General features: G+C 44.6%; 21 protein-coding genes. 4 read left to right on the top strand and 17 right to left on the bottom strand.

What is annotated here, in order from left to right:
* Positions 1 to 29: 29 nt before the first annotated feature.
* Positions 30 to 347 carry a thioredoxin gene (trxA, locus tag ABUE36_RS03815; RefSeq protein ID WP_421017194.1) on the bottom strand — a complete coding sequence of 106 codons (318 nt, stop codon included), beginning with the start codon at positions 345 to 347 and terminating at the stop codon, positions 30 to 32.
* 166 nt (positions 348 to 513) lie between these two features.
* The gene (locus ABUE36_RS03810; protein ID WP_421017193.1) at positions 514 to 1038 is read right to left on the bottom strand and encodes an NUDIX hydrolase; all 525 of its coding nucleotides are present in this window, start codon (positions 1036 to 1038) and stop codon (positions 514 to 516) included.
* Between the two features lie 136 nt (positions 1039 to 1174).
* On the opposite strand from ABUE36_RS03810, the gene ABUE36_RS03805 reads away from it, so the two are divergent.
* Positions 1175 to 1519: an AbrB/MazE/SpoVT family DNA-binding domain-containing protein gene (locus ABUE36_RS03805; protein WP_421017192.1), complete on the top strand. Its 345-nt coding sequence runs from the start codon at positions 1175 to 1177 to the stop codon at positions 1517 to 1519.
* On the opposite strand, the gene ABUE36_RS03800 is transcribed toward ABUE36_RS03805, so the two are convergent.
* Positions 1511 to 2497: an IS30 family transposase gene (locus ABUE36_RS03800; RefSeq protein WP_191982121.1), complete on the bottom strand. Its 987-nt coding sequence runs from the start codon at positions 2495 to 2497 to the stop codon at positions 1511 to 1513. The genes ABUE36_RS03805 and ABUE36_RS03800 overlap by 9 nt on opposite strands.
* Positions 2498 to 2679: 182 nt before the next feature.
* Between ABUE36_RS03800 and ABUE36_RS03795 the strand changes: the two genes are divergently transcribed.
* Positions 2680 to 3450: a DUF998 domain-containing protein gene (locus ABUE36_RS03795; protein ID WP_161002259.1), complete on the top strand. Its 771-nt coding sequence runs from the start codon at positions 2680 to 2682 to the stop codon at positions 3448 to 3450.
* Positions 3451 to 3995: 545 nt separating this feature from the next.
* Here ABUE36_RS03795 and ABUE36_RS03790 read toward each other — a convergent pair.
* The 10 genes from ABUE36_RS03790 to ABUE36_RS03745 all read right to left on the bottom strand — a co-directional run bounded on the left by ABUE36_RS03790 (position 3996) and on the right by ABUE36_RS03745 (position 14558).
* Positions 3996 to 4949, bottom strand: coding sequence for a LacI family DNA-binding transcriptional regulator (locus tag ABUE36_RS03790; RefSeq protein ID WP_161002258.1), 954 nt, complete (start codon positions 4947 to 4949; stop codon positions 3996 to 3998).
* Positions 4950 to 5022: 73 nt separating this feature from the next.
* A complete protein-coding gene (locus ABUE36_RS03785) occupies positions 5023 to 5838 on the bottom strand; it encodes a Cof-type HAD-IIB family hydrolase (RefSeq protein WP_161002257.1) in 816 nt (271 codons plus the stop codon).
* Between the two features lie 27 nt (positions 5839 to 5865).
* Positions 5866 to 6333, bottom strand: a complete 468-nt coding sequence (locus tag ABUE36_RS03780) for a PTS sugar transporter subunit IIA (protein WP_421017191.1) — start codon at positions 6331 to 6333, stop codon at positions 5866 to 5868.
* A 140-nt stretch (positions 6334 to 6473) separates the two neighbouring features.
* Positions 6474 to 7310 (bottom strand): energy-coupling factor transporter transmembrane component T family protein, encoded by an 837-nt coding sequence (locus ABUE36_RS03775; RefSeq protein WP_161002255.1) that lies wholly within the window; start codon positions 7308 to 7310, stop codon positions 6474 to 6476.
* Positions 7303 to 9015, bottom strand: coding sequence for an ABC transporter ATP-binding protein (locus ABUE36_RS03770; protein ID WP_161002254.1), 1713 nt, complete (start codon positions 9013 to 9015; stop codon positions 7303 to 7305). Before ABUE36_RS03770 ends, ABUE36_RS03775 begins: the two co-directional genes overlap by 8 nt.
* 3 nt (positions 9016 to 9018) lie before the next feature.
* Positions 9019 to 9585 carry an ECF-type riboflavin transporter substrate-binding protein gene (locus ABUE36_RS03765; protein WP_161002253.1) on the bottom strand — a complete coding sequence of 189 codons (567 nt, stop codon included), beginning with the start codon at positions 9583 to 9585 and terminating at the stop codon, positions 9019 to 9021.
* A gap of 543 nt (positions 9586 to 10128) precedes the next feature.
* Positions 10129 to 11742 (bottom strand): FAD-dependent oxidoreductase, encoded by a 1614-nt coding sequence (locus tag ABUE36_RS03760; protein ID WP_421017190.1) that lies wholly within the window; start codon positions 11740 to 11742, stop codon positions 10129 to 10131.
* A 103-nt stretch (positions 11743 to 11845) separates the two neighbouring features.
* A complete protein-coding gene (locus ABUE36_RS03755) occupies positions 11846 to 12757 on the bottom strand; it encodes a metal ABC transporter solute-binding protein (RefSeq protein WP_161002251.1) in 912 nt (303 codons plus the stop codon).
* Between the two features lie 151 nt (positions 12758 to 12908).
* Entirely contained in the window at positions 12909 to 13565 is a 657-nt protein-coding gene (locus ABUE36_RS03750) for a helix-turn-helix domain-containing protein (protein ID WP_421017189.1), read from the bottom strand.
* 567 nt (positions 13566 to 14132) lie between these two features.
* The gene (locus tag ABUE36_RS03745) at positions 14133 to 14558 is read right to left on the bottom strand and encodes a nucleoside-diphosphate kinase (RefSeq protein WP_017260596.1); all 426 of its coding nucleotides are present in this window, start codon (positions 14556 to 14558) and stop codon (positions 14133 to 14135) included.
* A gap of 199 nt (positions 14559 to 14757) precedes the next feature.
* Here ABUE36_RS03745 and ABUE36_RS03740 point away from each other — a divergent pair, with 199 nt between their 5' ends.
* Both ABUE36_RS03740 and ABUE36_RS03735 read left to right on the top strand, forming a co-directional pair.
* On the top strand, positions 14758 to 15393 hold the full coding sequence (locus ABUE36_RS03740) for an NAD(P)-dependent oxidoreductase (protein ID WP_421017188.1): 636 nt from the start codon (positions 14758 to 14760) through the stop codon (positions 15391 to 15393).
* A 42-nt stretch (positions 15394 to 15435) separates the two neighbouring features.
* Entirely contained in the window at positions 15436 to 16464 is a 1029-nt protein-coding gene (locus tag ABUE36_RS03735) for an NAD-dependent epimerase/dehydratase family protein (protein WP_421017187.1), read from the top strand.
* Between the two features lie 99 nt (positions 16465 to 16563).
* Here ABUE36_RS03735 and ABUE36_RS03730 read toward each other — a convergent pair whose 3' ends face one another.
* The 4 genes from ABUE36_RS03730 to ABUE36_RS03715 all read right to left on the bottom strand — a co-directional run bounded on the left by ABUE36_RS03730 (position 16564) and on the right by ABUE36_RS03715 (position 20272).
* Entirely contained in the window at positions 16564 to 16917 is a 354-nt protein-coding gene (locus ABUE36_RS03730) for a helix-turn-helix domain-containing protein (RefSeq protein ID WP_161002247.1), read from the bottom strand.
* A 164-nt stretch (positions 16918 to 17081) separates the two neighbouring features.
* On the bottom strand, positions 17082 to 18248 hold the full coding sequence (locus ABUE36_RS03725) for an LCP family protein (protein WP_161002246.1): 1167 nt from the start codon (positions 18246 to 18248) through the stop codon (positions 17082 to 17084).
* Positions 18249 to 18455: 207 nt separating this feature from the next.
* Positions 18456 to 19196: a hypothetical protein gene (locus tag ABUE36_RS03720; RefSeq protein ID WP_161002245.1), complete on the bottom strand. Its 741-nt coding sequence runs from the start codon at positions 19194 to 19196 to the stop codon at positions 18456 to 18458.
* A 101-nt stretch (positions 19197 to 19297) separates the two neighbouring features.
* Complete coding sequence (locus ABUE36_RS03715; RefSeq protein ID WP_421017186.1) at positions 19298 to 20272, bottom strand: LPXTG cell wall anchor domain-containing protein; 975 nt, start codon at positions 20270 to 20272, stop codon at positions 19298 to 19300.
* Positions 20273 to 20396 lie beyond the last annotated feature (124 nt).

Below are 20396 nucleotides of genomic sequence, written 5' to 3'. Positions count from 1 at the left end.
TTTAACTTAACGAATTGAGTCACTTGTTACTATTCTGCTAAATACTTTTCTAACTGCGCTTTCAACAATGGCTCTGGCCGAAAACCAACCAACTGATCGATAACCTTGCCATCCTTTTTAACAATGAGTGTAGGAATCCCTTGGATACCAAACGCCGCCGGAACCTGTTGATTTTCATCAACATCCATCGATGTAAATTTCACTTTGCCATCATATTGTTCCGCCAGATTATTGATTACCGGCTTTAGCATCTGACACGGTGGGCACCATGTTGCTGAAAAATCTGTAATAACGAGTCCCTTATCTGTTTCTTGATTAAATGTTTGATCACTGATTTCTGTCACCATGTTAAATGACCTCCGTTTGCTTACTTTAAATAAGAGCGAATATCAATATACCCCCATATGTATTTTACGTCAACCATAACGCTCATTTTCGACAAAAAATGATTTAGTTTCATTACTAACAGGACTCAATCAAACAAAAAAAACGGTAACATGCCCACTGGGGTAATTACCGTCTTTGTTGGAGCGCCAACCAATTAAGCGCTTTTTGTAACTGCTTGTTTGTATTCACAATACCTTGTTGCTGTAACTTGTCTACCGCCCGTTCTGGAGAAAACAAAGCAATCTGAGCGACTTCGGCGATCTGTGGTTTCACAGCTGTCAATTTGAACTGTCCACGAAAGGCAAACCAATCCTCCACCCAATCCGATCCTCGAAACCTATCATGCCAGTTTAAATCGACCACCGATGTCAGTCCCAATTCTTCAGCTATTTCTCGCTTAATTGCTGTTAATGCTGATTCTCCGCGCAAAGCAGAACCACCAGCAGAACAATCCCACGCTCCGGGATGATTCAGTTTGCTCAAACTTCGTTGTTGCAGCAACACCGCCCCATCTTGATCAAAGATAAATGCATTAACGACAAGGTGGTAACGTCCAGCAGGCACACGGTCTCGACGCTGCTGTTTGCCAACGATATTTCCATGCTCGTCATACTGATCCCACCATTCATCAATCGTATCCGTCGTTTTCATGCAAACATTCCTTTCCAAAACGATTTATAGCCTGTGATTTTTACTAAAGTTCTGTAAAATGGGACATAGTCACAATTATTTTACGTCGACAATACCTACATAACCACCACGGATTATCTTTCTAGAGGGAAGCTTTATGAAATCAGAAACAACTCACCACATCAACATCCCCACACAAGTTGCGGAACATTTGAATGTCAAACCGGGTGACAAACTGCAATTGACACTGCCAGATGACGATAACGAACAGGTTACCATTCGCCCGGACAAGCCGGCGCGTGAACATCAGACATTGCCGACTCGGTGGTTTCTGCTGCCATCCATCTTAGCCAGTGTCTTATTCTTCGCCTATCTATCAAACCAAGGGATCAATCAAATCGCCTTGGCCGGCACTAATTCTATCGCGAGTGCCGTTATTATCTTAGGGATCGTTAGCGGCTCATTATCATTCTTATTTTTCTACGGCGAATTGTCAAACTAAGTGCAACGGTTTGTCAAAAAATACTTCATATGGGGTTTCATAGTTTAACACTTTGCGAGGACGTTGATTTAACTGCTTTTGGCAGTGTTCAACGTCCTGTTCTGTATAATTATCAATATCTGTTCGCTTGGGAAAATATTCCCGGATTAATCCATTTGTATTCTCATTTGTTCCACGCTGTTCAGGCGAATATGGATCGGGCCAATAGACAGTAACACCTAACCTTTCGCTGATTTCATCAAGATGAAGAAATTCGGTCCCATGATCTGGTGTAATAGAATGAACAAATTCTTTAGGAATGGCCCCTAACAGTTCAACTAAGCCTTTATTTATCTCCTGCGAGTCCTTTTGCACAACCTTTTTGATAAGCGTAAGCCGACTAAGCCGATCGACAATCGTTAAAAGGATGGAGTGACCCGTTCGACCAATCACAGTATCAATTTCCCAGTCACCTATACGTTGACGCTGGTTGATAAAACCAGGGCGCTCATGGATCGAGATATAGTCGGTCTGTACTTCTCGATGTCGTCTAGTATTCTTTGAATGCCGAGTCCGATGTTTATGTCTGAGATGGCGCTGAATACCGGTATCACCACGTGAGGAGTACTTCTCACCTAAATTGTGTTGATAGATATGACGGTAAATTGTGTTGTAGCTAACACACCATTGATGTTCCTTATTAAAGCGAGCGGTAATCTGCTCTGGTGACCAGTGCAGATCTAAGATGTAATGAACAATTTGACGGCGTAATTGTGGATGGCTGTCTAATAGCCGCTTCTTGTGACAATTCTGCCGCTTTTGATGATAGTCATTATCTGCTTTGCTTGGGGAATAATTACCTGCACAACGTTTTAACTCCCGTGAAATAGTGCTTGGATTTCGCCCCAGCCGTAACGCAACAGCCCGGATAGATAACCCCTTAGCTCGTAAAAACATAAGTATTTCACGTTCTTTTATAGTAAGATGTTTATAGCTCATACCGGATACCTCGAATTGTTTGATTTGGTCGTTAAACATATTCTACCCGGTATGGGTTTATTTTTTTACTTTGTGTTGCATTTCAATTGTAAATTCGCCACTTTAAACAAAAACATGACATCCAGCGATGGTTGACTGGATCACTTTATTGGCGCAGCTTTCCGACCATTTGGCTGTCGTTCATGATTATCCTAACCACCTGTCTGTTAGGTTTCTTCTGGTTTGCCGGCATTTTATTTAAGGGCGCGACGTTTGATCAATTTACGTCGACGTTCATGTTCTTCCTATTCATCAGTCTGATTAACTACCTGATGATCCTGTCAGTCTCGGCGCTATCAATAACCATGATTTTTTCTTTATTGGTGTCGGTCATTGTCGCGGGTGTGTTGTCGTCAATGATCACCAATAGTAACAAACGGTGGTGGGAGCATAACATCAGCTTCCTGGGCACGGAAAAGGCGGCTTACAGTTGGCAATTCAACCTGACCTTAATCGTTTCTGCATTGCTGACCGTCGCGTTAGTCGATTTCATTTTTTCCAGTTTGCGCAAGCAATTTGGCAGCAGCAAACGCATGTTGACACTGCGCATCTTATTAACGTTAACTGCTATTTGTCTGGGCGGTGTCGGTGCGTTTGCTAACAACGGCCGTGGTTTAATGCACGAGCTTCATGACCAAACGGCCAGTTTCCTAGTCTATTTCATGATCATCACGATCGTCGCTATCCGTTACTTACTACCCAAAGTGACACCAGAGTTTCTGACGTTATCGTACATTATTGGTGGCTTACTAGTGGTAACGACAATTCTCTTTCAGCCAGTAGGCTACCTGTCCCTCACCGCTTACGAGTTGGTTGCCTTCATCATGTCGTTTAGCTGGATGCTATTACTACTACAAACATTGCAACGCATGCTGGTTCACGACCAACGCACGTTTACTGTCACAATCGAATAGCTAAAGCGCCCGCGCATTCTTCAATGATGTGCGGGCGCTTTAGTTTAGTTTTTCATAACCGTTTCGTCAGTCAGAGGCGCCGTTCTGTGAGGAACGGTTTCAACCCGCAAGAACAGCGGTTTTCCACCTCGATTCAGAGCTGAAAACCACATCTCTGAAGTCGTCCCATGCTACTAAATGACCAACCCCATGCCATTAAGTAGCATCGACACTGAACTCTGCCTCTGGTCGACTCCACTCATATAACAGAACTTGCACTGCCATTACCGCGAACCGAACGCCATCGATCAAAATGACGATTCTGCTTAACTGCAAAGGTAGCTGAAGGGCGTCAACATAGGAACCAAGCCGTGAAGGTACTGTTAATTCGTGATTTTCGAATTTACAGTACGGACGGTCGCAAAGACGCGGGGCCTTCACGCGGCTTGGCGGCGAGGTGAAAGACTGTGGGCTTCCGGCTTGAACCGGTCCCACGGCGGGCGTTCCTATGTTGACAACCGTAAGCGGAAGTATTGAAAGTATTGATACTGTAATGTTTAAAGCTATTATTCATCAATATCGATGAACGTGGAAGCAACTGGTCGTTGAGCGACGTGGTCACTGACAGCTAGTTCAAAGGCCCGGCGACCAACTTCGTTAAAGTGATGATCAATCGTCGGTATGTGGAGCAAAGTGCTAGATAACTGATGTTCCTGTCCCATCAAGCCTGGGACAGCAAGGCCATGATCCAAATAGCATTGTCGTGCATTAGCCACGATGTCGTCACCATTGCCAAAAATAAAATCTGGGCGTAAATCATGATCAATGTAATATTGAGCCGAATCATAGCCGTCCTGATTATTAACTACGCTTGTCCGCACCAATTCAGGACGTGGCAACTCATGAAATACGTCTTTGTAAGCTTCGATCATCGCCTGACTGGTCGCACTCAACGCATATTCACGGCTGAGCAACATCCCAATTCGTTTGTAGCCATGCGCCCTAATCCATTCAAACGCTGTTTCATAGGTAGAATTGCGTTCGGTAAAGGCCGCTGATAACGGCAAGTCACCTGGATTCTCGCAACAAACGATGCGTCCCATTTTTGTATGCGCATCATCACGCGCGAGTTCGCTTAACGGAACACCACGAGAGGTAAAAATGACCGCGTCAAAAGCACGCTGTCGCAACTGTTCCAAATAATGGCGTTCCACACGTTCATCATATTTTGACGGCAACAGTACCACACGATACCCCGCTGCAAATGCCGCCTCCATCACACCATTCGTGATTTGAGTAAAGTATGGATGTTGACTGTGTGGCAGTACAACACCAATATTGTGGGTCTTGCCAGTGCTCAAATCGCGGGCGACAGCATTAGGAACGTAATCTAAATCCCGCATCAACTGTTCAACACGTTGCCGAACCTGGTCTGTGACATATTTGCGGTGGTTGATTACCCGTGACACGGTCGATACTGAGTATCCACTTGCTTTAGCAATATCATGAATATTCGCCACCGTCTGTCACCTCCCGCTTTATCGTTGGCTTTAGCATAGCAAACTTTCGGCCAGCATGTTAGCAGCAATTAGATCACGATTCAACCAGCAGTTGATGAATGCCATATGCGACACCATTTTCATTATTGCTTAACGTCACTCGCTCACCAACAGCTTTAATTTCCGGTAACGCATTGCCCATCACAATCGCGTGACCGACACTTTCAAACATGGGTAGATCGTTATGACCATCACCGAAAGCAACCAGTTCGTTTGCCTGCAAACGTTCCTGTTGACGGATAAACGCAATGCCTGTGGATTTACGTGCCCGTTTACTCGTCACTTCGACAAAAGTTCGACCAGATTGCTGAATCGCTACAGTTGGCAACTGCATGGCACGCAGATACGCCTGTAAACGGGTTAATTCGTTGGGATCACGGGTAATCATCATAATTTTGAATAGACGAAGATCACGTTGTTCAATCAGTTTGCCAAACGGTACCAGCGTTGGCGTTTGGTGCGTAATGTGACGTTCCAATTCAATACCAGCATCAATTCGTTCTACATACCAAGCATTCATGCTATAACAACTTACGCTGACATTTGGAAATCGTCGCGTGACTTGGTGCAAAATTTGTTGGGCATCCATTGCGGGAATGCTACTGGCCTGAATTGGGATCAAACGATGCCCCTGCATTTTGAAAATCAGGCCACCGTTAAACGCAATTTGTGGTGCCGTCAATTTCAATGCGTTGATAACTGTCATCATTTCCATCGGTGCTCGCGCAGAGACTAACGTAAACGGAATGTGACTATGTTCGATAGCCATCTTATTAGCCGGACTCATATTGCCATCACGATCCAACAACGTACCGTCCATATCGGAAAAAATGTGTTTAATGTGTCCCATTCATGCCCACTCCTTTATCATTGATGATTAAGCAAAAACCGTTACCGGCAACCAATTGTTAATAACGTTTACAAGTCCGTTCGCATCTTTTTTACTTGCCGTCATTGCCGCAACATCCGCTGGCTGCGTCATATGTTTGGCGAAGCTATCCAGCACATCGTGGTAATCCTCTTGATGTTCATTGCGTGGCATAATCAGCGCAATCACTGTATCCACTGAATGGGTCGGCGCTTCACCCCAAATGATTGGCTCGGCAAACGTAAACGCCAGCACTGTGGGGTTCTCGATGCCCGAAGCGTTCGCGTGTGGCATTGCGATATCCCCCATGGCACTAGTGGACATGGCCTCGCGAACAATCAAACCGCTCTTCAGCTCCTGCTCATCTACCCCTAATTTGTCTGCGGCTGTCTGTGCAATCAGCTTCAACGCTGCAATTTCATTGTTATCTGCTAATTCGACGTCAGTATAAACATTTTCTTGGAATAATTTCATCATTGTCGCCCTCCACTATGTTCATTGGTTAGATTTCATTTACAAACGCAGTGTATTCTCTGAAACGGGTTTTAGGTCAAGCAGAAAATGCAAAAAAATATGCAATTTTGGTTTCAGCCCAAAATTGCGTATTCTCCAATAAACTATTTAAATGGATTCCAGAATCGGCCGCCATTGACTTTAAATAACGCAATGCCGACGAGCACAATCAACACAATTATAATCAAAGCCAAGTAGTCGTTTCGTTTGAAAGGTTGTGCCATGTACCACGTTCGTTTCTTATTATGCCCAAACCGGCGCAGCTCCATCGCCTGGCTGATGATTTCGATCCGGTCCAAGCTAGAAAGAATCAACGGCATAATAATCTGGACCGCGCCCTTAGCCCGTGTCATGAGCTTAGCCTTTCGTGAAATTTCATAACCACGAGCTTGTTGAGCCAAGCTGATGGTTCGGTAATCATTTTGAACGTCCGGAATGTATCGCAGCGCAATTGCTACTGAATAGCTAATCCGGTAGGAAACGCCAATTTTATTCAAACTGGCCGCAAATTCACTCGGATTCGTCGTCATCAAAAAAATCAACGCTAGCGGCACGGCAAAAATGTACTTCAATAACAAATTAAATTCATAAAAAAGTTGTTCCCAAGATAAGTTGAAATAATGATCTGGGCTACCTAATATCATGTGATGCGTACCATAAATGGTAATTCCATAACTTGGCGCGAAAACATAGACCATAACCAGATTCAAAATGGCAAACGCAACGATTACCTGCAAAACAAAGGCAACTTCATGGTACTTAATCTTGGAAAAATGAAACAGTATTAATGATATTAACAAAACCCCAAGTAGAAATCGCGTATCATACGTCACCATGCCGATAATCGATAAGGCAACGAAACCAATCAATTTTGTACTACCACTCAACCGGTTCAGAAACGTATCACGGGCCGTGTAACCAATTAAGAGCTGACTATTCATGGCTGCGTACCTCCCGTTCCGTTTGGACAAACTTAGCGACAAAATCTAATGCTGACGGTAAGTGGTATCGTTCGGCCAACGTAAACAAACTTGTTTTAGCCAACGCGGCCTTTTCAATTACGGCCTCATTTGTCAACACATCAGCTGGTCGTGCATCCATCAGCACACCGCCATCAGCTAACACAACTGCGCGTTGCGTATACTCCAGCATCAAGTGCATATCATGAGTAATTAACATAATCGTCACTTGCTGCTCACGGTTCAGTGTCTCGAGGAAATTCATCATCTCGGTATAATGCCGCAAATCCTGGCCGGCCGTTGGTTCGTCAAGAATAATCATCTCCGGATTCAATACCAGAATGGCAGCAATGGTCACCCGTTTCTTCTGGCCAAAGCTGAGCGCTGATATTGGCCAATGGCGAAATTCGTACAAACCACAAACTTTGAGCGTATCGTTGACCCGACGCTCAACCTCGTCGTCAGTTAGGGCACGCAAACGCAAGCCCGCAGCAACTTCATCGAAAATCATCGCTTTGGAAATCATCTGGTTTGGATCCTGCAGGATATAACCAATATGATCCGCGCGTTCCTTGACAGACAGTTGCGTCAAATCCTGACCGTTAAGTTTCATTTCACCATCATCTAACTTAAGAAAACCGGTAATGATGTTACTCAACGTTGATTTACCCGTGCCGTTACGGCCGACTAAGCTCAACATGTCACCACGATTAATGGTTAAGTTCAGACCATGGATAACAGGTTGATTGCGATTGTAGCTAAATTTCAAATTCTTCAATGTTAGTAATGGTTGTTTCGGCAAAACGGGTTCTTGCAACGAAACCCCTGCAGTCCATCTCTGGAGAGCTGATTCAATGTTGTCCCCGGCAACGGTTTCAGCAGAATCAATGTTGTTACAGTCGGCTAGTTTAACACCTGCAAGTTGTAGTGCGGTCAAATAAAGCGGTTCACGTAAGCCTAACTGTTGCATCAACGAATCTTTTAGGATGGCAGATGGTTTGTCATTGCCGACAATTTCGCCATCTTTAAGGACAACTAGCCGGTCAATTGGCCGTTGAAGCACGTCTTCCAGACGATGCTCAATAATAACAACAGTCAAATTCTGTTGTCGTGCCAAATGATCAATGAGCTCAATCGAGGCCTTTCCAGACGCAGGATCCAGACTGGCCAGTGGTTCATCAAACAACAGAATGTTGCTTTCATCAATCAACACGCCAGCCATCGCCACCCGCTGTTTTTGACCGCCTGAAATTCCTTGCGGAGAATGATCTAATAGTGGCTTAAGATCCAGTCGTTCAGCCCACTTCTTCGTGGCAGCCCTCATTTCCGTTTGACTCCGTTCATCATTTTCGAGGGAAAAAGCGATATCCTCTTTCACCGACAAACCGACAAACTGACTGTCTGGGTCCTGTAGCACCGTGCCCACACTAAAGGACAGTTCAAAAATCGAGCTGTCCTTAATATCGTGACCGGCCACTATAGCCGAACCGGTTATTTCACCAGGATATGATTGCGGAATCAAACCGTTAATGCAACGACCTAACGTCGACTTTCCTGATCCGGATGGACCAGCTAGTAACACTTTCTCACCTGGAAAAATGTCTAAATTAATATGCTTCAATGTTGGTTCCGATTGACTGTCATACTGAAAGCCAAAATCTTTAAACGAAATGATTGGTTCAACCATGAATTACTTTTCCTTTTTCAAACTGCCATGCTGGGCACGAGTCCGTGAGTACAACACAATCAAGATGGTTCCGATGATGGCAACAGACACACTGTTAACAATCCATGAAGTAACCCCTTGAAGATATACTTTTGCCGCTGGTTCATGATAAACCAATACGTCGCCAGTTGGCGCAATCAACACCCATGCGACAAAATTAACCACAATCTGGTAAAGGTTAAACCAAACTAGTTTCATCGTTTTAACTGCCCCACCAGTAACGTTCAGTCGATTTTTGATCAGCCCAAGGGCAACGCCGACTAGACCATCCGTAATTACCCAAGTCCACCAAGGTGACCCATAGGTAACAAAATCGTTCAAACTGTGACCAATAAATACAGCAAGACCGCCAGCAACCGGTCCGTATAAAGCTGCCAACAAGGCTAGAAAACCTTCAGCAACATTAAACTGAGTGTTAGGAATTCCCGTTGGAATGGCGACAAACTTCATTAATACAAAGATGACCGCTGCACCAATCCCAGTAGCGACGACAGTTCGAATTGAATTTGACGACTGATTCTTATTATTCATAAAACAGCTCCCTTTCCCCTTTACGTATGCCATACGTAATCACCCAGTGTGCGCAATAATTGCAAATTTAATGATTGCCCGCTTAAAAATAAATAGCAATGAATGAAAATAGTTATGAAAAAAACAGCGTCCCTACATATCAATGTAAGGACGCTGTCGCGTGGTGCCACCCAACTTTAAGCCGGCTCACCAACAAATGGTTATCCAGGCTTCTTCATCACGTTAACGGTGTGCACCGAAACTGGTTTCAAATGTCACCAGTTTGACTTCTTCAAGACCATCTTTGCTTTGAACAATCATCGTTTACACCAAACACGACTCTCTTAGCATTAATTCAAAGTTACTCATCTCGTCACAGTCTACTCATCAATATTTAACTTTCCAAAGTATAGCGCACTTTGCAAACAGCGCGCAACTACGATAATGACTAACGGTGTGAGCCCGGCCGTTTTAATGTCATGAAATGTTCACTGGAATGTGAGTCATTAACCCCCACAACACGATGTTTCTGTCCACAAAACAGTTAGTCAGCTGGGCTTAGGCTTAATCAATTTCTTCAATTATCTTGGCCTCGATATCATTGCCAGCTAAAATCCTGGCGGCCGTATAGTTGCTCAACCCAGGACGATAGGTAAGGAAAACTGGTTGGCCAGCCGGTATTTCATGAATGCGATCTCGAAGCTGACTGAGTGGGATGGTCAATGTTGCAGAAACCGATCCTGTTGCCGGACGACCTGGTTCACGAACGTCTAGAAAAACGCCCTTTTCTTTCATCTCATGCGTCAGTTGATCCAGCTTAATCGTTTGACCAACCTGTTGCATCTGGTTCAGAGCAACATAGCCGGCAATGTTAATGACATCACGCGTTGAAGAAAACGGCGGTGAATATGGCACCTCAATGTCTGGCAAGTCCGCAACCGTTAAGCCACCAGTGATAGCCGCAGATAATTGACCGATCCGTTTGTCCACACCATGTTGACCAACTGCTTGGCCACCAAGAATGCGGCCTGTGTTGGGTGCATAAATTAATTTAAAATTAATCCGTGAAGCGTCTGGGAAGAAGTAGGCAATATCATAAGGAGTGATAAAAGCGCTGTCGTAACTGTCAATTCCCAAATGGTTGAGCGTATTGGCCGTAAAGCCGACAGAACTAACGGTTAAATCAAATACTTTAGCCACACTAGTACCAACAAAACCCGCGTAAGTGAGCGGTTCACCGTTGATAATGTCCGCTAAAAGATGACCTTGTCGATTAGCCGCCGTCGACAACATACTCGGAGTTGGCAAACCTGTAATTAAGCTCGTTGTTTCAATGACATCACCAATCGCATAAACATGTGGCAAGTTGGTCGCCAATCGATTATTCACGATAATGTGACCATCCGTTGCTAGTTTGATACCAGCCGCTGCGGCCACTTCATTATTTGGCGTCACACCTGTCGTCACCAGTAGCATGTCCGTTGTTAATTGTGTGCCATCACTCATAATTAGTTGATGGCCGTGATTGCGCACGGCCGTCACGGTTTTGTCCAAACGTAGCGCAACATGATGATCAGTCAATTCTTTCTCAATCACCGTCGCAATTTCGGAATCATACGGAAACGCTACATGAGCGGACTGTTCGATGAGCGTCACTTTCAGGCCACGCAACGTGAGGTTGTCAGCGAGCTCCAGTCCAGCGACACCCGCACCAATAATAGCCACACGTTGCGGATGTTTTTGATCCATATACGCCTTAATTTTGTCCGCATCAGTTACGGCTCGCAGTGTAAAACAATCATCGGCTTCGGCCAGTCCCGGAATAGCGGGTAGCGTTGGCCGCGCCCCAGTAGCAATGACCAGCTCATCATAACTTTCTTGATATGTTTCTGTAGCCGTTTGCACCGTAACCAGTTGAGCATCCGGATCAATTGCCGTGACTTCGCTCTGCACACGAACGTCAATATTATTCTTGGTCCTCAAAGCTTCTGGCGTCCGTTCAATCAGCGCATCACGATCGTTGATCACACCTCCCAAATAATATGGTAAAGCGCAACCAGCGTACGAAATTTCTGGGCCACGTTCGAGCATAACGATTTCGGCCTGTTCATTAATTCGCCGCAACCGCGTCGCAAACGAAGGGCCGCCCGCCACTGCACCAATCACAACAACTTTCATTCTGTGTTGCCTCCAATCAGCTTAAGTCACCTGCTAAGCGTTAAACCTATCAAACCAAGCTTACTGGAACCTGAGCACACTTTCAAAAAATCCTCCTCAAATACTACTTTTCTTGATTCTGAATCTTAGCAAGCGCCCGGTATTGTTTCATCATCCAACTCTGATACGTTTGTTCTTTCGGCAACGTCTCAGTGACATTCAAAACTGGTACATGATGCTTTTTGGCTAGATTAACCATTGCACTAACCGTTTTGTCGCTAGTTTGACTGTTGTTAACGAAGAACGCAATGCGATGATGCGTAATATCCGTCTGCATTTGTTTAATTGATTTCGGCGAGGGGTCTGTGCCATTTTCAACGGCCAGTTCAAACCTGGAGTTGTTTCGCTTATACCCCAAAGCATCTAACGTATAATCGAATACTGGCTCACTCACATCCACGTGTTGCCCCTTACTGTTAGCTTTCAATTTAGTCACTTGATGCTGCAATGGTTTCAGGCTGGCAATGTACCGTTTAGCGTTTGCTTGATACTGATGCTTGTATTGCGGTGCTTGCTTACCAAATTTTTTGGCCAAGTAATTCGCCAGTTTCGACATCGTCTCCGGTTGATACCAAACGTGCTCGTTGTCACCAGTCTTCTTCTGAAGCACATCTTCACCAACACGAACCACTGTCTGTTTGTGAGCACCGCTACTTTTATTCAGTTTGTGCATCCAAGTGTCGTAGCCGATACCGTTGTACAAAACAAAATTGGCCTTGGAAACTGTAATCCCATCCTTAGTCGTTGGTTCAAAATCATGTGGATCAACGCTAGGACTATTGATAATCGAGGTTACCGTGCCATGATCGCCCAGCACTGCTTTAGCCACATCCCCGTAAAAATCAACGCTTGCGACAACGTGAATCGGTTTCTTATCGCTGCTGGCTTGCGTCGGTCGTGGCGCCAACCAGGCCAACATCACTACCGTTGCCAACAACGCAACCAAACTTAATGAAACCTGCCGAAAATACTTCATCGAAATCCCTCTTTCTAAAAATATGTAAATGGTAACGATTACCATTTAGAGTTTACATACTTTAATCGCATCGCGCAAGAACAAAATAAAAAACGTGATAACTGAACATGAAAATCAGTCATCGCGTTTGTTTGGTCAACGTGTTATTTATTTAGTCGTGACGACCAAAGCGCAAGTAAGACGGTCGGGCTAGAATTGCTAGGATGACACTTAAGTTAAAGAAAATTGCCGTTGTTAGTTGGCGCAATATCACACCAATGTGATATGCCTCGACGTTGATATGAGGCATATTGGGCACCGTAATCTCAGGGAAAACAAATGGGTCTAAGAACACCATCATAAACACGAAAATAATAACCGCACTAACGACTGTTTTAGTTTTAACGCTCTCGTAGTTTTCCGACAAACTGACCAACATTGTGATAACCGTGACGATCCACCCAACAAGCGCAACATTTTGAATCCAATTTGGTACCTGAATTTTAAAAGTTAGCACGTAGCACGTTATGTTTGCTAACAGAAAAATCAGGTTAAGCCAATAGTAATACCCCCGTGCTCTTCTAGTCCGCTTTGCCTGTCGATCTATCTCCACTAAATGATTAATCATGCTCTGATCCCCCTTGAGTAATTCATCTACCGTTACGTGGTAGATGTCGCTTAAGGTAATCAGGCTCGCAACATCAGGATAGCTACGATCGTTTTCCCAACTAGAAATAGTTTTACGCGACAGCTTCAATTCATCAGCCACGTCAGCTTGAGTCAGCTGTTGATGCTGTCGCAATTGCTTCAACTTGATTCCAATTTGCATCCCCTCATCGCCTCGCTCAAAGTATCAGTCGAATATAGATTTTCAGCAAGCTAAGTATCGTAGACATCTTGGGGGACAAGGGATTACGATGCAAACTTGCTATCATGGATAATAAATAAATTGTCTGCTTTATGATGAAATTAATAGTCTCGCTGTGGCCTAAATCATTGATCAGTAATAATTTACTGCGATACTACGGCGTTATGTCGAATTACTGTTATGTCAGCTGAAGGGCGTCAACATTGATACCGAGCCGTGAAGGTAACGTTAATTCGGTGGGCTCTCCGAATTTAGGTTACGGACGGTCGTCTAGACTCGCGGGCTTCCGAGGCTTGACGGCGAGGTGAAAGACGGTGCACTTCCGGCTTGAACCGGTCCCACGGCGAGCGTATCAATGTTGACAACCGTAAGCGGCAAGCGGCCTCCAGCGCCAATTCGAATATATAATAATTTAAAACAGTAGCAGTCTCTTCACAGTAAAAAAGACAAATGATTCGCCGAGCACTTGAATCATTTGTCTCTCTTTATTGATCAGAATTCAAGTTAAACAACTTCTGCACACCGACACTACAGCTCCGGAAACCAAATTTTGATTTCCCGTTCAGCTGCCGCAGGACTGTCAGAGCTGTGAACGACATTACGAATGGCACCGTCTTCCCAAGCACGACCATAGTCACCACGAATGGTGCCTAGTTCAGCTTCATCAGGATTCGTCTTACCCGCCATTTGATGAAATGCATCAACAATATGCGTGCCAGTCGCCACGATTGCGACAATCGGACCAGACTGCATATAATCAGTGATCTCAGAAAAGTAAGGTTTGTCGACCTTGTCTGAATAGTGCGCCCGCAATTGCGCATCAGTTGCCTTCTGGACCACTTTTAATGCGCTAATCTGATATTGCTTACGCTCCAATCGGTCGATAACATCCCCGATATGTCCGTTTGCTACACCATCTGGTTTAACTAGGATCAATGTTCGTTCTTCTGCCATCACACTCATCGCCCTTCGCATTTTTATGTACAAATCCAGTATATTTCACTTCATGAACAAACCCAATAAGAATTAAAAAATATATTTTTAGACAGTTTTAACGTGTTTTTGTTTATTTTGTATTTGAATGATGTTATTATTTATTCCACAATCAAAACAATTACTGTCATCTTCTTAAACAAAGTGGAGGGGGGTCAAAATGAAATTAGCAATTATCGGCGCCACTGGCAAGTCTGGTAACATGATTTTAAATGAAGCGCTATTACGGCATCTAGATGTAACGGCAATCGTTCGTTCACCCGAAAAGCTGTCTGCTAACGTCCCAATTATTCAGCGAGATGCTTTCAGTATTACTGCTGAAGATTTGGCACCATTTGACGTGATCATCAGCGCGTTTGGTAACGTTGCTGGCGAAACCCGTGAGGCTCACGTGGATATCGTAAAACACTACCTTGAAATTCTAAAGAATTCGCACAAACGGATTTTATTGGTTGGGGCTGCTAGCTACCTTTATACCGATGAAAAGCGCACTAAAAAACTTTACGACACGTTATGGATGCGCACAGCCGGTTTACGTTCTGGTTCTCTTGTCCTAGAACGTGCATATCTCACAATGAAAGAAAATGCTGTTGGTTTTGACTGGACTTTCATTGCACCAGCAGTTAATTATGAAGCGAGTGGCCCACGAACTGGCCATTATCAAATTGGCAGTGACGTAGTACTCAATAATGTAGCAGGTAAATCAGTGATTTCATACGCTGACCTTGCCGTTGCCTTGATGGACGAAGTGGAACGGCCCAAACATTTAAATATGCTGGCCGCTGTCGCAAACTAATTTTCATAATAAATTTGATGATTCACTGAAAGAAGGATAATTATGTCAACACAACCGGAAACTATTTTAGTCACTGGCGGCACAGGATTTGTCGGTGCATGGGCCATCGTTCGTTTGCTAGAACAAGGCTATAACGTTAAAACAACGATTCGTAACTTAAAGAAAACCAGTATGGTGCGCGACGCAATCGCCAGCCAAGTTGACCCTGGTGAACGGTTAACGTTCATCCAAGCAGATTTGACCAGTGACGCTGGCTGGACTGAGGCCATGGCTGGCGTTGACCGCGTGCTGCACGTGGCTTCCCCCATGCATACAGATGACTCCGCGGATATCGAAACCTTCTTGAAACCACAACGTGAAGGTGACGAACGTGTACTTCGTTTTGCTGCCGCTGCTAATGTCAAACATGTTGTCATTACTTCTGCAGCCGCTGCTGCCAAACCATCAGACGATAGTAGAGCAGACTCCGATGAAACCGTTTGGACTCAGCCAAATGACCCTGTTCAAAACCCTTATCAGCGTTCAAAGGCCATTGCTGAAAAAGCAGCCTGGGCTTGGATGGAAAATTACAACGGTGACATGCAATTATCTACCGTGTTACCAACTGCCGTTTTTGGTCCTGTCCTCATGCCACAAAATGATAGTTCCCAAATCTTAATTGAACAAATGATCAAAGGACATGTCCCTGGCGCACTCAAAATCAACTTTGATATCGTGGACGTTCGCGATCTTGTTGACCTTGAAATTCTTGCTATGAAGAGCGATAAATCCGGTGGGCAACGGTATTTAGCCGCCGCTGGCAGTATGTCCATGCATGACATTGCTGAGACCCTAAAAGAACATCTCGGCGACCATGGTAAAAAGATCCGCACATTGACGATTCCCAATTGGGTGCTGTTAGCAATTGCCCGTTTCAATGCTAATGTAGCAGTCTTTGTTGGTTTACTCGGCCGTAAATTTCACTACACGTCTGCCAAGGCAGAAAATGATCTCGGTTGGCGTCCACGCAATCCACATACCACCATCACGGATTCTGCGGACCGCATGGTGACTCTACATTTGGTGGATTAAAGTAAAATAAATAGACGAATTCATTTATACGTCAAAAAGAAAACCAACTTTCTCAAAAATAAAGAGGAAGTTGGTTTTCTTTTATCATATTTATTTACCTTATCGAAGTGCAATAACAATCCCATGAATAATGGCAGGAACAAACCAGTATAGAAACCCGCCAATTGGAAAAATCATCCACCAGTAGTGAGCCACGAAATCCCAAAAACTTCTTTGATGATGTTTATCTGTCACGACGATCTTTTCTTGAAAAGTCGTATCACCTTTAATTAAGCTGTCCAAGCTGACACTGAACAAATTGCTAATCTGAATTAACCGTTCAATATCCGGATACGCAGTTCCTAACTCCCATTTAGAGATGGCCTGACGACTAACATGCAATGTATCTGCCAATTGTGTTTGCGTCCAATCACGCCGTTCCCGTTCCTCTTTAATTCGTTGCCCCAGCATCATAATAATCGCTCCCCTTTCGTTAACTATATTGTGAATGGTTAACGCCAAAGATGCACGATATACCTCCGAGCATGGCTGGCAACTGATGGTTGCATTCCCATGATAGCAAGGTTTATGAACGTTCGTAATCTCATGTCAAACACAAATAAAAGCATGTCTAGTAATTAGTTGTTAGCATCGTAATTTGGATTTAAGTCACCTGTATTATCACGATCATAGGCTTTATTATACTGACTTGAGGTATTCGTATCGTGACCCCAGGTCGATTTTGTATCTGCTGTTTCGCCAAAATCGGCGGCAGGCACATAGGCTTCCATGCCAGCTGGTACTTCTTCACCAAAACGCGGACCCGTTGTAGCAGCGCTCATTTCAAGTCCTTTACGTAACTTGTTTGTGACACGCTGCTTTTCCGTTTGAGGCAAGATTTCAAAACTCTGCCCGGCGATGTCATCGCTCACACCCTGAACGTGATCTGAGACAACGTGTTTGGTGGCAGTTCTGTACGATTTGGCTAATTCCATTAAGTCACTCAGGGATAAATCTGTCCGTGATTGACTCGCCAAAGAATCAATAAATTTATCATTCAACAGATTATTTAACTTGCTTCCCTTTTTCAACAGTGCTTGAATGACAATCCGTTGTCGCAACGTCCGACCATAGTCGCTTTCGGGATCTTGATAGCGCATCCGGGTAAACTTCAGTGCCTGTGAACCGTTAACATGAATTTCTTTGCCTTTAGTAAAATGTTGTTTTTCATAGGTGAATGTCAGTGGTGGCACAATGTCGACGCCGCCAACTTCATTGACCAACTTTTCCATGCCACCCATATTCAACAGGCCGTAGTAATCAACAGGAACGTTAAACATATTTTGGACAGTCGCAATCGTGCTTTTCGTTTGACCAAAATAATACGCTGCGTTGATCTTCGTCGGAAATTCGTCCTCATGACCACTAATCACAGCTAAAGAATCCCGTGGAATGCTCATCATGGTCGTCGTTTGCGTCTTGGGATTAATGGTCACCAACATCATTGAATCCGTGCGACCACCGGCCCACACTTTTGAATCACGTCCCAGGGCGCCAACGTCTGTACCCAATAACAAGATTGAAATTGGCTTTTGTTTCTTGATTAACTGGCTCACATTTCGACTCTTCTTAATCCCCGATGCGCTGTACATTTTGCTAGTTGACCGTTCCACGCTACTAAACACGTGATAACCGTAACCGCCCACACTGAGCGCAATCACAGCAACGACTGCCAGAATGATGTTTCGTGTGCGGTGCTTCGATTGGTGACGCTTCATGCGGTTGTCTTGTGATTCACTGTCCATAAATGGTTCCCCCTGAATAATTGCTCTATTAATAAACTGGTATGAGTGTACGAAATTTTTTCAGAGTTTAGGGACGATTAAGTTTTTATTGCGCTAATTTTAAGTTCAGTGATAGTTCTTAACTTTTTATTAAGGGAATCCCCAAAATCAAACAAAAACGCATCAACTGATTAAACAGTTGGTGCGCAAACGAACTCAGAAATTTAATTAACGGTGCACGATTTCCTGCATCACATCATGTTCATCCGGTTCAACGTTGCCGGCATAGTTTGGCGTTGCAATTGAGATACCGCCATCACGATTTTTAAACGCATACAGGTCACCAGCCGTATCGATCTCGCTGCTGTCCCCCGATTTCAATCCTTCGATATGAATACGGGTATTCACCTTGACTGTCCGAACAGCATTATTGCTAGCGCCGAACACACGAATTGGCGTCGTCGGAATTTCTTCATACATCACGTTGTAAACAGCAGGTTGGCTTCCGTCTGGGCCACGCCACGTAAATGTCGCGGTTCCAGCGCCCGACTGATTGTTAAATGACAAATCTAGTGATGCTGGGACGTTCGCGCCACGATATTGAAACGAACTCACTGCATTCATCGATTCTGTCGAAACGGAGTACGGACCGACCGCAGTCGTGGTGTCATTATTTTTACTGGATGAGCGATCATCATTCATCATACTGGAGTGGTCACTCATCATCCCTGAATGGTGTGACATCATTGACGTGTGACTCCCAGATGCTGAGCTAGAAGATGACGCCTCCTCTGAGTCACTACGTTTGGCAGAGCTTGTTGATGAGGAAGCGTTACTAGCAGTACTTCCATTCTCGGAACCACCATTCATCGCCTTGCCAACAAAGTAGCCACCGACTGCGACCAAAATAACCACCAGTGCAATAAGCCACCATTTTGAATTCGATCTTTGATGTTGCTGACGCTGCATAATAACCCCTCCCCCGAGTTGTACCCATTACAACCCTAGAATACGGGATGACGCAGTATCTGTCTAGTGAAATTAAATCCCGAAAATGTAGTCGAATTAAGTTAGTGCCGGCGACGATAACCACCAGTCAGTGAACCAAACGACATCAGTGATAAAATGCTCAGTCCAATTGCAGCCCAAATGGAAGACGACTGCTGCGATGTTGCTGGCAACTCACGCCGCTGGTCAGTCTTCGACTGTTCCAAATGCTGGGATGAATTAGTATGAGCCGGCGTAACTGAACTCTGGACTGCTGCGGTTTTCGCAACAGATGTCACTGTTGAGCTCGCCAAACTATCATTAGCAGCACTAGCAGTTTGCTCATTGTTAGCACTCATGACTACATCAGAAGTCCCATTGGATTGTTGTGACACCGCCGAATTTTCAGGTGTCGTTGTTTCGTTGGTATCAGGGTTTTCTGGTGTTTGTGGAACACCGGGTTTATCAGGAATCTGCGGTGTTTCTGGTTGATCCGGTTCATTTGGATTGTCCGGCTGCTCGGGATTACCAGGATTTTCCGGCTGATCAGGGTTATCTGGTTGGTCCGGATTGTCAGGGTCAGTGGGCTTAACATTCACCAAATTAAAGTATAGAAATGCTGAGTATCCGGCCGCAGGAGTTACTTCAGGCGCGATATCTGAACCAGTTACATAAACCATATAACTGCCATCTGGTAAATCCGTGTTTGGCACTAATTTAAAGCCACTAGGATCATTTGGATCCGCAACAATATCGAAAGCACTTGAAACGTCGGTAAGTTTACCGTTCTCTACCCGATAAACATAAGTACCAGCGGCCGTTGTCGTCCAGTTTCGGACGGTATAGTGATAATCCGCTACCGGCGTTGCACCATTCGAATAGTCGGTAGCACCAAACAAATAGCCAGTAATTGGGTCAAATCCTTTTGTCCCCTTACCAATTTGATAAGTTCCTGCCTGAACACCCTGCCCCACACCATAGGTCCAACCAACATTCCTTTGTAACCCCGTCGCGCTACTTGTGAAGTGATTATATCGAAAGTCAAAACGAGTACTCAAATCAAGGCCACTCAAATCGGGTAGTTCACCTGAAAGATTGTTATTTTGAACTCTGATATCAAATACATTCGAGCAATTAATTAATCCATCTAAGCCACCAGTCAATTGATTAGGCAAATTACAA

Origin of the sequence: Furfurilactobacillus cerevisiae (genome assembly GCF_048961765.1) — a bacterium.
Taxonomy (GTDB): Bacteria; Bacillota; Bacilli; order Lactobacillales; family Lactobacillaceae; genus Furfurilactobacillus; species Furfurilactobacillus milii_A.
This window is presented reverse-complemented; position numbering and strand designations above follow the sequence as displayed.

Bases quoted from the DNA above. Each gene is read 5' to 3' on its own strand.
- trxA (WP_421017194.1), bottom strand. From the start codon at position 347: ATGGTGACAGAAATCAGTGATCAAACATTTAATCAAGAAACAGATAAG.
- ABUE36_RS03810 (WP_421017193.1), bottom strand. From the start codon at position 1,038: ATGAAAACGACGGATACGATTGATGAATGGTGGGATCAGTATGACGAG.
- ABUE36_RS03805 (WP_421017192.1), top strand. From the start codon at position 1,175: ATGAAATCAGAAACAACTCACCACATCAACATCCCCACACAAGTTGCG.
- ABUE36_RS03800 (WP_191982121.1), bottom strand. From the start codon at position 2,497: ATGAGCTATAAACATCTTACTATAAAAGAACGTGAAATACTTATGTTT.
- ABUE36_RS03795 (WP_161002259.1), top strand. From the start codon at position 2,680: ATGATTATCCTAACCACCTGTCTGTTAGGTTTCTTCTGGTTTGCCGGC.
- ABUE36_RS03785 (WP_161002257.1), bottom strand. From the start codon at position 5,838: ATGGGACACATTAAACACATTTTTTCCGATATGGACGGTACGTTGTTG.
- ABUE36_RS03780 (WP_421017191.1), bottom strand. From the start codon at position 6,333: ATGATGAAATTATTCCAAGAAAATGTTTATACTGACGTCGAATTAGCA.
- ABUE36_RS03775 (WP_161002255.1), bottom strand. From the start codon at position 7,310: ATGAATAGTCAGCTCTTAATTGGTTACACGGCCCGTGATACGTTTCTG.
- ABUE36_RS03770 (WP_161002254.1), bottom strand. From the start codon at position 9,015: ATGGTTGAACCAATCATTTCGTTTAAAGATTTTGGCTTTCAGTATGAC.
- ABUE36_RS03765 (WP_161002253.1), bottom strand. From the start codon at position 9,585: ATGAATAATAAGAATCAGTCGTCAAATTCAATTCGAACTGTCGTCGCT.
- ABUE36_RS03760 (WP_421017190.1), bottom strand. From the start codon at position 11,742: ATGAAAGTTGTTGTGATTGGTGCAGTGGCGGGCGGCCCTTCGTTTGCG.
- ABUE36_RS03755 (WP_161002251.1), bottom strand. From the start codon at position 12,757: ATGAAGTATTTTCGGCAGGTTTCATTAAGTTTGGTTGCGTTGTTGGCA.
- ABUE36_RS03750 (WP_421017189.1), bottom strand. From the start codon at position 13,565: ATGCAAATTGGAATCAAGTTGAAGCAATTGCGACAGCATCAACAGCTG.
- ABUE36_RS03745 (WP_017260596.1), bottom strand. From the start codon at position 14,558: ATGGCAGAAGAACGAACATTGATCCTAGTTAAACCAGATGGTGTAGCA.
- ABUE36_RS03740 (WP_421017188.1), top strand. From the start codon at position 14,758: ATGAAATTAGCAATTATCGGCGCCACTGGCAAGTCTGGTAACATGATT.
- ABUE36_RS03735 (WP_421017187.1), top strand. From the start codon at position 15,436: ATGTCAACACAACCGGAAACTATTTTAGTCACTGGCGGCACAGGATTT.
- ABUE36_RS03730 (WP_161002247.1), bottom strand. From the start codon at position 16,917: ATGATGCTGGGGCAACGAATTAAAGAGGAACGGGAACGGCGTGATTGG.
- ABUE36_RS03725 (WP_161002246.1), bottom strand. From the start codon at position 18,248: ATGGACAGTGAATCACAAGACAACCGCATGAAGCGTCACCAATCGAAG.
- ABUE36_RS03720 (WP_161002245.1), bottom strand. From the start codon at position 19,196: ATGCAGCGTCAGCAACATCAAAGATCGAATTCAAAATGGTGGCTTATT.